This window comes from Mesorhizobium sanjuanii (assembly GCF_002529485.1).
Classification (GTDB): Bacteria; Pseudomonadota; Alphaproteobacteria; order Rhizobiales; family Rhizobiaceae; genus Mesorhizobium; species Mesorhizobium sanjuanii.
In genome coordinates, this window is the sequence record NZ_NWQG01000269.1 from 1 (window position 1) to 11,938 (window position 11,938).

The 11,938-nt window shown below is 61.7% G+C and carries 9 protein-coding genes; 8 read left to right on the forward strand and 1 reads right to left on the reverse strand.

Annotated elements, in window-relative coordinates:
- The first annotated feature begins 28 nt into the window (after nucleotides 1-28).
- Genes CN311_RS30350 through CN311_RS30375 form a run of 6 tightly spaced genes read left to right on the forward strand, consistent with a single transcriptional unit; the run spans nucleotide 29 to nucleotide 8,669 of the window.
- Nucleotides 29-1,912 carry an extracellular solute-binding protein gene (locus CN311_RS30350; protein WP_097577272.1) on the forward strand — a complete coding sequence of 628 codons (1,884 nt, stop codon included), beginning with the start codon at nucleotides 29-31 and terminating at the stop codon, nucleotides 1,910-1,912.
- Nucleotides 1,912-3,789: an extracellular solute-binding protein gene (locus CN311_RS30355; RefSeq protein WP_097577273.1), complete on the forward strand. Its 1,878-nt coding sequence runs from the start codon at nucleotides 1,912-1,914 to the stop codon at nucleotides 3,787-3,789. The genes CN311_RS30350 and CN311_RS30355 overlap by 1 nt, the downstream gene beginning before the upstream one ends.
- Before the next feature lie 30 nt (nucleotides 3,790-3,819).
- Nucleotides 3,820-4,914, forward strand: a complete 1,095-nt coding sequence (locus tag CN311_RS30360; RefSeq protein ID WP_097577274.1) for a microcin C ABC transporter permease YejB — start codon at nucleotides 3,820-3,822, stop codon at nucleotides 4,912-4,914.
- Nucleotides 4,914-6,059, forward strand: coding sequence for an ABC transporter permease (locus tag CN311_RS30365; RefSeq protein WP_097577275.1), 1,146 nt, complete (start codon nucleotides 4,914-4,916; stop codon nucleotides 6,057-6,059). Before CN311_RS30360 ends, CN311_RS30365 begins: the two co-directional genes overlap by 1 nt.
- Nucleotides 6,056-7,687: an ABC transporter ATP-binding protein gene (locus CN311_RS30370; RefSeq protein WP_097577276.1), complete on the forward strand. Its 1,632-nt coding sequence runs from the start codon at nucleotides 6,056-6,058 to the stop codon at nucleotides 7,685-7,687. The genes CN311_RS30365 and CN311_RS30370 overlap by 4 nt, the downstream gene beginning before the upstream one ends.
- Before the next feature lie 40 nt (nucleotides 7,688-7,727).
- Nucleotides 7,728-8,669 (forward strand): 2-hydroxyacid dehydrogenase, encoded by a 942-nt coding sequence (locus tag CN311_RS30375; protein WP_097577277.1) that lies wholly within the window; start codon nucleotides 7,728-7,730, stop codon nucleotides 8,667-8,669.
- On the opposite strand, the gene CN311_RS30380 is transcribed toward CN311_RS30375, so the two are convergent.
- Nucleotides 8,666-9,025: a hypothetical protein gene (locus CN311_RS30380; RefSeq protein ID WP_097577278.1), complete on the reverse strand. Its 360-nt coding sequence runs from the start codon at nucleotides 9,023-9,025 to the stop codon at nucleotides 8,666-8,668. The genes CN311_RS30375 and CN311_RS30380 overlap by 4 nt on opposite strands.
- Before the next feature lie 211 nt (nucleotides 9,026-9,236).
- Here CN311_RS30380 and CN311_RS30385 point away from each other — a divergent pair, with 211 nt between their 5' ends.
- Entirely contained in the window at nucleotides 9,237-10,247 is a 1,011-nt protein-coding gene (locus CN311_RS30385; protein WP_097577279.1) for a ligase-associated DNA damage response exonuclease, read from the forward strand.
- Between the two features lies 1 nt (nucleotide 10,248).
- Nucleotides 10,249-11,847 (forward strand): cisplatin damage response ATP-dependent DNA ligase, encoded by a 1,599-nt coding sequence (locus CN311_RS30390; protein WP_097577280.1) that lies wholly within the window; start codon nucleotides 10,249-10,251, stop codon nucleotides 11,845-11,847.
- Nucleotides 11,848-11,938: the final 91 nt, after the last annotated feature.

Below are 11,938 nucleotides of genomic sequence, written 5' to 3' on the forward strand. Positions count from 1 at the left end.
GTTCTGGGGCTCGCGATGAGGAGAACGCATGAAGGTTGGCCGCTACCGCACGCTTTTCGCATCGGCGTTCGCGCTCGCCTTCGCCGCCAGCCTGCAGGCCGGTTTCGCCGATGAGTGGCGCACGACGTCGTCGCTTCTCGGCGAATCGAAATATGGCGAGAACTTCCAGCGTTACGATTACGTGAACCCGGATGCGCCGAAGGGCGGAACTCTGAATTCTACGGTCATCGGCACCTACGACAGCTTCAATCCCTATATTGTGCAAGGTTCACCGGCGGAGGGTTTCGCCCCATTCGGCGGCGGCCTTCTGTACGAAACGCTGATGGAACAGGCCACCGATGAAGGGAGCGTCAGCCATTCGTTGATCGCCGACGCCTACAAATATCCGGCCGACTACTCTTCCGCCACCTATCGTCTCGACGCGCGTGCCAAATGGCATGATGGCAAACCAATCACTGTTGATGACGTGATCTGGTCATTCAACGTGCTGAAGACCAACAGCCCGATGTATAATCGCTATTTCGCGAATGTCACCGAAGCGGTGGCGGTCAATGATCGCGAGGTGGAATTCCGCTTCGACCAGAAGGGAAACCGCGAACTGCCGAAGATCATGGGCGATCTTGTCGTGTTGCCCAAGCATTGGTGGGAAGGTACCGATGCCAAGGGCAACAAGCGCGACGTTACCAAACCAACCCTCGAAATCCCGCTGGGTTCCGCTGCTTACAAGGTGAAGAGTTTCAAGCCTGGAGCCGAGATCGTCTGGGAACGCGTGCCCGATTATTGGGGAGCGAAGCTGCCGGTGAAGATCGGCCGCGAAAACTTCGACACGAAACGCTACGTCTATTTCCTCGACGACAACGCCGCGTGGTTCGCTTTCATCAAGGGTGGCCTGGAAGACATCAATGTCGAAAACAGCGGCCGCAACTGGATGACGAAATACGATTTCCCGGCAATCAAGGCCGGCGACGTCATCAAGAAACAGTTCAAGGCAGCATCGCTGGCCAAATTCCAAGGCTTTGCCATGAACACCCGGCGGCCACTGTTCCAGGATAGGCATTTGCGCCAGGCACTGTCTTATCTTTACGATTTCGACACGATCAACCGCACTCAGTCTTTCGGCCTCAATACGCGGATCACCAGCTATTTTATCGGCAGCGAAGGCCTCGCCTCAAACGGGTTACCTCAAGGCAAAGAACTGGAAATTCTCAACCAATACAAGGACAAGCTGCCACCGGAGCTTTTCACCGAGGAGTTCAAGATTCCAGCGTTCGACAGTCCCCAGGCGGAACGCAAGATCCTGAAATCGGCCGTCGACCTGTTCGCGCAAGCGGGCTGGGTGATCAAGGATGGCAAGATGGTCAACGCCAAGACGGGCCAGCCCTTTGCCTTCGAGATTCTCGATTTCCGCCAGGGCGCCGAGGCAACCCTCAATCCTTATGTGACCATGCTGCGCAAGATCGGCATCGTCGCCACGCTGCGCTTCGTCGACAGCAGCCAGTATATCAACCGCGTCAACAATTTCGACTACGACATGACGACGGTCGTGCTGCCGCAATCGGATTCGCCCGGCAACGAGCAGCGTGACTTCTGGTCGTCCAAGGCCGCAGATTCGCCCGGCTCCCGTAACTATGCCGGCATCAAGGATCCCGTCGTCGACGCGCTGGTCAACCGTGTCATCTTCGCCTCCGACCGTGACGATCTTATAGCCGCCACCCGCGCGCTCGACCGCGTGCTGCTTTGGAATTTCTACGCAGTACCGCAATTCACACGACCCGACGTGCGGCTGGCCTATTGGAACAAATTCGGAATACCGGACAAGCAGCCGACCTATGTCGGGCCCGATATCGATTCCTGGTGGATTGACCCCGGGAAGGAAAAGGCGCTGGCCGCCAAATACAAGGGCCTCAATTGATGGGGCGGCAGAGCTTGCTTCCGCGCCGCGATTTCCTGGCGCTTGGCACCGCCGCGGCGGCGTCAATGCTGTTGCCCGACCGAGCATTCGCCTCCATCCCGACCGGCGTAAAACTGCACGGCCTGTCGGCTTTCGGCGATCTTAAATATCCCGCTGACTTCCCGCATTTCGACTATGTGAATGTCGACGCGCCCAAGGGCGGCATCTTCAATTTCGGCCCATCGCAGTGGGTGTTCAACCAGAACCCTTACACCTTCAACACGCTGAACAGCTTTGTGCCCAGGGGTGACGCCCCGCCGCGCATGGAAATGTGTTTCGATTCGCTCATGACCAGCGCACAGGACGAGCCGGATTCGATCTATGGACTGCTGGCTGAAAGCGTGACGATCTCGGCGGACCGCAACATGTTCGAATTCGCCCTGCGCCCGCAGGCGCGCTGGCATGACGGCTCGCCGCTGACCGCAGAGGATGCCGCATATACGTTCACCCTTTTCAAGGATCAGGGCCATCCCGATCTCTCGCTGCCGCTGCGTGAGATGACCCAAGCCGTCGCCGCCGATACTGGAACGCTGAGGTTGACCTTTTCAGGCAAGCAATCGGAACGCACCATCCTGGATGTCGCAACGTTCCCGATCCTCTCCAAGGCATATTTCGCGATCGCCCCGTTTGACAGCTCCCGCATGAAGGCGCCGCTTGGATCCGGTCCTTACAAGGTCGGGTTGGTGCGTCCGGGACAGACAATCGAGTTCGAGCGCGTCGTGGACTATTGGGGCCGCGACCTGCCGGTCAATAAAGGCCAGTTCCATTTCGACAAACTGCGCATAGAGTTCTATGGCGACCGTCAGGCGGCTTTCGAGGCGTTCAAGAAGGGCGAAGTCCATTTCCGCGAAGAGGCAACGTCGCGCGTATGGGCTACCGGCTACGATTTTCCGGCGCTCACCGCGGGCAAGGTGGTCAAACGCGAGTTTCCTTCCGAAAAACGCCCGTTAATGTACGCGACGGCCATGAACCAGCGGCGCGAGCGGTTTCGGGACATGCGCGTGCGCCGCGCCATTGCGTTGTGCTTCGATTTCGAATGGACCAACAAATCGCTGTTCTACGGCCTCTATAACCGTTCGCAATCCTATTTCGAACGATCGGAGTTCAAAGCCACCGGCGTACCGTCTCCTGACGAACTGACGCTGCTGGAACCGCTTCGCGACAAACTTGCGCCTGAAGTCTTCGGCGAAGCCTATGTTCTCCCACCATCCGACGGCAGCGGCCGTGACCGGAAATTGCTGCGCGAATCGCAAAAGCTGATGGCTGACGCGGGATGGAAACGGTCCGGCCAATTTTTCCAGAATGCCGCCGGCGAAACTTTCAGGTTGGAAATCCTCGCTGACGACGAAGGTCTGGTGCGCATCTATGGGCCATGGGCGGAGAATTTGAAGGCCATCGGCTTCGACGCCTCGATCCGCCTGGTCGAGTCGGCGCAGCATCAGGCCAGGCAGGCCAGCTTCGATTTCGACATGATAGCGATGGCGGTGCTGTTCTCGCCGACGCCAACACGGGAGGGAATGGACGGTATCTTCCACTCACGCTCGGCCAACCTGCAAGGATCGCGCAATCTGTCCGGCACGGCTGACCCGGCGATCGACATGCTTGTCGAGGCGATAGACCGCGTCAAAAACCGTCAGGAACTGACGACAGTGCTGCGTTCGCTCGATCGGGTCTTGCGTGCGCGCATGGACTGGATTCCTAGTTGGTATTCGGCGAATCACCGCGTGGCCTTCTGGGACATGTTTGGTTTCAACGAAACGAAACCCGACTACGGCTTCGCGATGGAAGCGCTGTGGTGGTTCGACAAGGACAAGGCGGCGAAAATTGGCAAAGCCTGACATTCCCGCTGACGCTGGGCAGAAAGCCTGATGGGCGCCTATATACTGCGCCGCATCCTGCTGATGATCCCGACCCTGTTCGGCATCATGGCGATATCCTTCGCCGTCATCCAGTTTGCGCCGGGTGGACCGGTGGAGCAGGTCATCGCCAGGCTGACCAACCAGGGCGGCAGTGATCGCCTGGGCGGCGGTGGCGGCGACGCGGGCGGCAGCAATTTCGACGTGGCCGGCGATGTCGGTTCGAAATACCGCGGCGCCCAAGGGCTCGATCCCGAATTCATCGCCAAGCTGGAAAAGCAGTTCGGCTTCGACAAGCCGCCACTCGAGCGCTTCGGCCTGATGTTGTGGAACTATATAAGGTTCGATTTCGGCAACAGCTATTTCCGCGATATTTCGGTGCTCGACCTGATCCTGGAAAAGATGCCGGTATCCATATCGATCGGTCTGTGGATCACGCTTTTGTCCTACCTGATCTCGATCCCACTCGGTATCCGCAAGGCGGTCAAGGACGGCTCGGCCTTCGACGTCTGGACCAGCGGCGTCGTCATCGTCGGCTATGCCATCCCCGGTTTCCTGTTCGGCATCCTGTTGATGGTGCTGTTTGCCGGCGGCTCGTTCTGGGACTGGTTCCCATTGCGCGGCATCGTCTCGGACAATTGGGACCAATTGTCGTGGCCGGACAAGATCCTCGACTATTTCTGGCACATGACCCTGCCGCTGACGGCGCTGGTGCTGTCGGCCTTCGCCACGACGACGCTGCTGACCAAGAATTCGTTCCTCGAAGAGATCCGCAAGCAATATGTGGTGACGGCGCGCGCCAAGGGCCTGTCGGAGCGGCGCGTGCTCTACGGCCATGTCTTTCGCAACGCCATGCTGATCGTCATCGCCGGCTTTCCCGGTGCCTTCATCTCGGCCTTCTTCACCGGTTCGCTGCTGATCGAGAACATCTTCTCGCTCGACGGCCTTGGCCTGCTCGGCTTCAGATCCGTGGTCGAGAGGGACTACCCGGTGGTGTTCGCCAACCTCTACATCTTCTCGCTTCTCGGCCTGTTTGTCGGGCTCTTGTCCGACCTGATCTATACCTGGGTCGATCCGCGCATCGACTTCGAGCGGAGAGACGTCTGATGTCGACGGCGAAAGGCACGGCCGCGGCAACGCCGGAGCTGGCAGCACGCCCCCGGCTGTCGCCGCTCAACCAGCGCCGCTGGCAGAATTTCAAGGCGAACCGGCGCGGCTACTGGTCGTTGTGGATATTCCTCGTGCTGTTCGTGCTGTCGCTGTTTTCCGAGCTGATCGCCAACGACAAGCCGCTGGTCGCCTTCTACAAGGGCGATATCCTGTTTCCGGTTCTGGTCGCCTACCCCGAGGAGAAGTTCGGCGGCTTCTACGCGGTCACCGATTATCGCGACCCGGTCATCCAGGACGAGATCGATGCCCATGGCTGGACGATCTGGCCGCCAATCCGCTACTCCTACCAGACCGTCAACAACGCCATTCCGGAGGCGGCGCCGACCAAGCCGTCCTGGCTCTATGACAAGAAGACCCTTTGCAACCAGTATCCGCAAGGCGACGCCGATCCCAATTGCATCGTGGGCAACTGGAACTGGCTGGGCACCGACGACCAGGCGCGCGACGTGCTGGCGCGGGTCATCTACGGGTTCAGGGTCTCGGTGCTATTTGGGCTGATCCTTACCGCCGGCTCGGGGCTGATCGGCGTGTCGGCCGGCGCATTGCAAGGCTATTTCGGCGGCTGGACCGACCTTCTGTTCCAGCGCTTCATCGAGATCTGGTCGGCGATACCGGTGCTCTATCTCCTGCTGATCATCGCGGCCATCCTGCCGCCCGGTTTCTTCATCCTGCTCGGGCTGATGCTGCTGTTTTCCTGGGTGGCGCTGGTCGGCGTGGTGCGGGCTGAATTCCTGCGCGCCCGCAATTTCGAATATGTCAACGCGGCCCGCGCGCTGGGCGTGCCGAACCGCACCATCATGTTCCGGCATTTGTTGCCCAATGCCATGGTGGCGACGCTGACCTTCCTGCCGTTCCTGCTCTCAGGCTCGATCTCGACGCTGACCTCGCTCGACTATCTCGGCTTCGGGCTGCCGCCCGGTTCGGCCTCGCTCGGCGAGCTCCTGAAACAGGCGCAACGCAACCTCAACGCGCCGTGGCTGGGCATTTCCGGCTTCGTCGTCATCTCGCTGATGCTGTCGCTGCTGGTCTTCGTCGGCGAGGCGACCCGCGACGCCTTCGATCCGCGCAAGACGTTCAGATGAGCGAAGCCCCTCTCCTTTCCGTCAGGGATCTCAGCGTGGCCTTCGTGCAGGAAGGCCACCAGTCGATGGCCGTCGACCATATCTCCTTCGACATCGCCAAGGGCGAGACGGTGGCGCTGGTTGGCGAATCCGGGTCCGGCAAGTCGGTCTCGGCGCTGTCGGTATTGAAGCTGCTTCCCTATCCGACAGCCAGCCATCCGTCGGGGCAGATCCTGTTCCAGGGCGCCGACCTGCTCGCCACCAACGAGAAGGAACTGCGCCGCGTGCGCGGCAACAACATCACCATGATCTTCCAGGAGCCGATGACCTCGCTCAATCCGCTGCACTCGATCGAGCAGCAGGTCGTCGAGGTGCTGAAGCTGCATCAGGGGCTGGGCGACCGCCAGGCCAAGGCGCGCACGCTGGAACTGTTGAACGAAGTCGGCATCCGCGAGCCGGAGAAACGGCTCGACGCCTATCCGCACCAGCTTTCCGGTGGCCAGCGCCAGCGTGTCATGATCGCCATGGCGCTGGCCAACGAGCCCGAGCTTCTGATCGCCGATGAGCCGACGACGGCGCTCGACGTGACCGTGCAGGCGCAGATCCTCGAACTGCTGGCGGACCTGAAGAGCCGCAAGAACATGTCGATGCTGTTCATCACGCACGATCTCGGTATCGTCAGGAAGATCGCCGATCGGGTCTGCGTGATGACCAAGGGCAAGATCGTCGAGACCGGTCCGACCAAGGACATTTTCGCCAATCCGCAGCACGCTTACACCAGGCATTTGCTTGCCGCCGAACCGAAGGGCAAGCCGCCGGCCGCCAACAATGCCGCCAAGCCTGTGATGACGGGCAAGGACATAAAGGTCTGGTTTCCGATCAAACGAGGCTTTTTCCGGCGCACCGTCGACAATGTGAAGGCGGTCGACGGCATCGACGTCACAGTGCGCGCCGGGCAGACGCTCGGCGTCGTCGGCGAATCCGGTTCGGGCAAGACGACGCTCGGCCTGGCGCTGGCCAGGATGATCTCGTCGACCGGGAGCATCCAGTTCAACGGACGCGACATCAACAAGCTGACCTTCAACGACATGCGGCCGCTCCGGCGCGAGTTGCAGATCGTCTTCCAGGATCCGTTCGGCTCGCTCAGCCCGCGCATGTCGATCTCCGAGATCATCGAGGAAGGGCTGAAGATCCATGAGCCGAAACTGTCGCCCGATCAGCGCGACAAGCGCATCGTCGATGTGCTGAAGGAGGTCGGGCTCGACCCCGCCACGCGCAATCGCTATCCGCACGAATTCTCCGGCGGCCAGCGGCAGCGCGTGGCCATTGCGCGCGCCATGGTGCTCAACCCGCGCTTCGTCATGCTGGACGAACCGACCTCGGCGCTCGACATGAGCGTACAGGCGCAGGTCGTCGACCTCCTGCGCAGCCTGCAGGCCAAGCACGATCTCGCCTATCTGTTTATCAGCCACGATCTGAAGGTCATCCGCGCCCTTGCCAACGACGTCATCGTCATGCGCAATGGCAGGATCGTCGAGGCCGGTCCTTCCGAACAGATTTTTGGAAACCCGCAAACCGACTATACTCGGGCGCTGATCTCTGCCGCCTTCAAGATCGAGACGGCGCCGGTCGGCATCGTCAGCGAGTAGGCTGCAAAAGGCTCGAACAACAGGGAAGAATACTCCGCGAATGGAAAAAGGCCGTATCCTGCTTGCCCTTACCGGTATCCATCCACGGCGCTGGCAAGAGCTGCTGTCGGCGGAGCGCGAAGTCGTGCTTGAGCCGGAAGGCGCCAGCGACCCCTCGATCACCTATGCGGTGGTGTGGAAGCAGCGGCCGAACCTTCTGTCGTCGCTGCCCAATCTGCGCGCCATCTTTTCCATCGGCGCCGGCGTCGACCACATCTTCGCCGACCCCACCTTGCCCGATGTGCCGATCGTGAAGATCGTCGCCGACAACCTTACCCAGCACATGACCGAATATGTCGTGTGGCGGGTACTCGACCACCACCGCCAGGGCATGCTCTACCGCTCGCAGCAGCCCAAGAAGATCTGGCACGAGCCGCCGCAGCGGCTGGCCGGCGACATCTCCGTCGGCATCATGGGGCTCGGCAATCTCGGTCGCGCGGCGGCGTCGGCGCTCAAGTCGCTCGGCTTTGCGGTCAACGGCTGGTCGCGCAGCGACCGGCCGATGGAAGGCGTCTCGACCTATTCGGGCGAGGCCGGATTGATCCCTTTCCTCAATGCCACCGACATTCTGGTGGTGCTGTTGCCGCTCACCCCGCAGACGCAAGGCATGATCAACCATGGTGTGCTGAAGGAGCTGCGCAAGCGCAACGGCCTTGGCGGCTCGGTGCTGATCAATGCCGGGCGCGGCCGGCTGCAGAAGGACGCCGACATCCTGCGCGCGCTGGAGGACGGCACGCTGAAGGAAGCGAGCCTCGACGTGTTCGAGGTCGAACCGCTGCCCAAGACCAGTCCGCTGTGGAGCCACCCGAAGGTGTTCGTCACGCCGCATGCGGCCGCGACCTCCGATCCCGTGCATCTGGTGCCGATCATGCTGCGGCAGATGGCGGCGTTCGAGCGTGGCGAGACGCTCGACAATCTGGTGGATCGCAAGGCGGGATATTAGCCAGGCAAGGCGAATTTGTTCTGCTTGGCCGGCTTGCCGCATTCGCGGCGGGTGATCGACCGGTTCATGGCGTCGATCCGGCCGCTGGCCTGTTCGGCATCGCGCCGGGTCTTGGAACGGACATCGGGCGTGAACGGGCCGAAGCCTACCCCCGAATTCTGGAAGGTGGGCTTGGCGTCCTGCGAAAGGTGATATTGCTGCGCCAAGGCGTTTCGTTGCGCCAGCAATTGGTCGCAAGGCACGCTGTCGAATTGGAGGGAGGACTCGACGTTTTCATCCTGCCGTTCGGCCAGCGAAGAGCCGGCGCAGCCGGCCATTGCCAGGCAAGATGCCAAGACCACCAAGTTCCAGCGCATGGGCGTGCTCCGTGTCGATTCCCCAGATAATCCGGACATGCGAATCGGGCTTTTTCGCAGCAGACATTACACCGGGATCGGCGGAAGAGGTCTGGTGCGGTTTCATGGACGGTTGTTCCGCCAGCAGATGAAGCCGGCAGGCGTGTATGCTGGAGTCAGCAGTCTCTTGCAACAGGCTTCCCGCGGCGGAATTAGCAACTATCTTGGAAAAATGCGCGCCAGCGACCTGCTTCACCCCCGGCCCGAAGGCCTCTATTGTCCGCCCGGCGATTTCTTCATCGACCCGGTGCGGCCGGTCGACCGGGCGCTGATCACGCATGGCCATTCCGATCATGCCCGTTCCGGCCACCGTTCCGTGCTGGCCACAAGGCAGACGCTCGACATCATGGGGTTGCGCTATGGCGAAGGATTCGCCGGGACGACGCAAGCGGCAACCCTTGGCGAGACGATCGCGCTGAACGGGGTCACCGTCACCTTTCACCCGGCAGGCCATGTGCTCGGCTCGGCGCAGATCGCCGTCGAGCATCAGGGCAGGCGCATCGTCGCTTCCGGCGACTACAAACGCCAGAAGGACGCCACCTGCGAGCCGTTCGAACCGGTCCAATGCGATGTGTTCATCACCGAGGCGACTTTCGGCCTGCCGGTGTTCCGCCATCCGCCCGATAGCGAAGAGATTGCCCGGCTGCTGAAATCGGCGGCGCAGTTTCCCGAACGATCGCATCTGGTCGGCGCCTATGCGCTCGGCAAGGCGCAGCGGGTGATGCGACTGCTGCGCGATGCCGGTTACGACAGGCCGATCTACATCCATGGCGCGCTGGCCAGGCTCAGCGAGTATTACCAGAGCCAAGGCATCGACCTCGGCACGCTGGAGCCGGCAACCGTCGAAAGCGGCGCCAGGCAAGATTTCACCGGGGCCATCGTTGTCGGCCCGCCCTCGGCCTTCGCCGACCGCTGGGCGCGGCGCTTTCCCGATCCGATCTCGTGCTTTGCCTCCGGCTGGATGCGCATCCGCCAGCGCGCCAAGCAGGGCGGCGTCGAGCTGCCGCTGATCATCTCCGATCATGCCGACTGGGACGAGCTGATTGCTACGATCAAGGAGACCGGCGCCGAGGAGATCTGGGTGACGCATGGGCGCGAGGAGGCCCTGGTGCGCTGGTGCGAACTCGAAGGCATTGCCGCACGACCGCTGCATCTGGTCGGCTATGAGGACGAGGGCGATTGAGTTGAACCGCTTCGCCGAACTCCTCGACCGCCTGGTGCTGACGCCGTCGCGCAATGGCAAGCTAACGCTTTTGACCGATTATTTCCGCGGCGTCGAGGATCCGGATCGCGGGCTGGCGCTGGCCGCGATCACTGGCGACCTTTCGATCGCCGCGGTCAAGCCGGCCATGCTGCGCACGCTGGTCGTCGAGCGCATGGACCCGGTGCTGTTCGGCTATTCCTACGACTATGTCGGGGACCTCGCCGAAACCGTATCGCTGGTCTGGCCGCAGCCGCCCGGAGACATGCCGAACCATTCGCCGACGCTCGCCGAGGTTGTGGCAAAATTGCAAGCGGCGAGCCGTTCCGACGGACCGAAGGTGCTGGCGAAGCTGCTGGACAGCGCGAGCATTTCGGCGCGCTTTGCCATCATCAAGCTGGTGACCGGTGGCCTGCGCATCGGCGTCTCGGCGCGGCTGGCCAAGCAGGCGCTGGCCGACCTGGGCCAAGTCGACGTCGCCGAGATCGAGGAGCTCTGGCACGGTCTGACGCCGCCCTATGCCGGCCTCTTCGCCTGGCTGGAAGGCAAGGCCGAAAGACCCGAGAAGACCGCACTGGCGCTGTTCAGGCCGGTGATGCTGTCCAATGCTGTCGGCGACGGCGATCTCGAAAAGCTCAATCCGGCCGACTATGCGGCCGAGTGGAAATGGGATGGCATCCGCGTCCAGGCGGTTTGCGAAGGTGGCGTTCGCCGGCTCTATTCGCGCACCGGCGACGATGTCTCCGGCGCCTTCCCCGACCTTGCCGAAGCCATGGATTTTTCAGCCGCGCTCGACGGCGAACTGCTGGTCGGCGATCCCCAGGCGACCGGCACGTTTTCAGATCTGCAGCAGCGGCTGAACCGCAAGAGCGTGTCAGCGAAGATACAGCAGCAATTTCCGGCGTTCATGCGCTGCTATGACGTCCTGCAGATCGGCGACGAGGATTTGCGCGCGCTGTCGTTTCGCGAGCGGCGCGGCCGCCTCGAAGCCTTCGTGGGAACACTCGGTCCGAGCCGCTTCGACCTGTCACCGCTGGTCGAGTTCGCCGACTGGACGGCACTCGAGGAATTGCGCAGCGCGCCGCCGCACCCGATCATCGAGGGCGTCATGCTGAAGCGCTGGGATTCACCCTATCTCGCAGGACGGCCGAAAGGCCCGTGGTTCAAGTGGAAGCGCGATCCGCATACGGTCGACGCGGTGCTGATGTATGCCCAGCGCGGCCATGGCAAGCGTTCGAGCTTCTATTCCGATTATACGTTCGGCGTCTGGTCCGGCCCCGAAGGCGCTGAAGAGCTGGTGCCGGTCGGCAAAGCCTATTTCGGCTTCACCGACGAAGAGCTGAAGCAGATCGACAAATATGTCAGGGACAACACGGTCGAGCGTTTCGGCCCGGTCCGCTCGGTGCGGGCCGATCGCAGACAAGGCCTGGTGCTGGAGGTGGCGTTCGAAGGGCTCAACCGCTCGACGCGGCACAAATCGGGCGTCGCCATGCGCTTCCCGCGTATATCACGGCTGCGCTGGGACAAGCCGGCGGCCGAGGCCGACCGCATCGAGACGCTGCAGGCGCTGCTCGATAGCTAGATGTCTATTTTAAGCATCGAATTTTCCCAAAACCGGTTCCCACTTTTGGGTCCGATCCTCAGGGCACCACCGAGACGCGGATCTCGTAGAT

Coding starts and splice junctions, on each gene's coding strand:
- CN311_RS30350 (WP_097577272.1), top strand. CDS start 29: ATGAAGGTTGGCCGCTACCGCACGCTTTTCGCATCGGCGTTCGCGCTC.
- CN311_RS30355 (WP_097577273.1), top strand. CDS start 1,912: ATGGGGCGGCAGAGCTTGCTTCCGCGCCGCGATTTCCTGGCGCTTGGC.
- CN311_RS30360 (WP_097577274.1), top strand. CDS start 3,820: ATGGGCGCCTATATACTGCGCCGCATCCTGCTGATGATCCCGACCCTG.
- CN311_RS30365 (WP_097577275.1), top strand. CDS start 4,914: ATGTCGACGGCGAAAGGCACGGCCGCGGCAACGCCGGAGCTGGCAGCA.
- CN311_RS30370 (WP_097577276.1), top strand. CDS start 6,056: ATGAGCGAAGCCCCTCTCCTTTCCGTCAGGGATCTCAGCGTGGCCTTC.
- CN311_RS30375 (WP_097577277.1), top strand. CDS start 7,728: ATGGAAAAAGGCCGTATCCTGCTTGCCCTTACCGGTATCCATCCACGG.
- CN311_RS30380 (WP_097577278.1), bottom strand. CDS start 9,025: ATGCGCTGGAACTTGGTGGTCTTGGCATCTTGCCTGGCAATGGCCGGC.
- CN311_RS30385 (WP_097577279.1), top strand. CDS start 9,237: ATGCGCGCCAGCGACCTGCTTCACCCCCGGCCCGAAGGCCTCTATTGT.